This window comes from Nocardia gamkensis NBRC 108242, assembly GCF_001612985.1.
Classification (GTDB): Bacteria; Actinomycetota; Actinomycetes; order Mycobacteriales; family Mycobacteriaceae; genus Nocardia; species Nocardia gamkensis.
In genome coordinates, this window is the sequence record NZ_BDBM01000119.1 from 1 (window position 1) to 598 (window position 598).

Below are 598 nucleotides of genomic sequence, written 5' to 3' on the forward strand. Positions count from 1 at the left end.
ATGATCACGGTGTTTCTGGTCGACGATCACGAGATCGTCCGTCGCGGCCTGGCCGACCTGCTCTCCCACGACCCGGAACTGTCGGTGATCGGCGAAGCGGGCGACGTCGCCCAAGCACTCGCCCGCATCCCCGCACTCCGCCCCGACGTCGCCGTGCTCGACGTACGCCTGCCCGACGGCAACGGCATCGAACTGTGCCGCGACCTACTGTCCAAACTCGACGACCTGCGCTGCCTGATCCTCACCTCCTTCACCGACGAACAAGCCATGCTCGACGCCATCCTGGCCGGAGCCAGCGGATACGTCGTCAAAGACATCAAGGGCATGGAACTGGCCAAAGCCATCAAAGAAATCGGCGCAGGCCGCTCCCTGCTGGACAACCGCGCCGCCGCCGCCCTCATGCAACGACTGCGCACGAACACCCAGCAAGACGGACCCCTGGCCGGCCTCACAGACCAAGAGCGCAAACTACTCGACCTCCTCGGCGAAGGACTGACCAACCGGCAGATCGCCGAACGCATGTTCCTCGCCGAGAAAACCGTGAAGAACTACGTCTCCCGACTGCTGGCCAAACTCGGTCTCGAACGCCGTACCCAGG

The 598-nt window shown here is 64.2% G+C and carries 1 protein-coding gene; it reads left to right on the top strand.

What is annotated here, in order from left to right; translation table 11 throughout:
- The coding region (locus tag NG1_RS34885; protein ID WP_062978132.1) for a response regulator at nt 1–598 on the top strand (598 nt) is incomplete at its 3' end.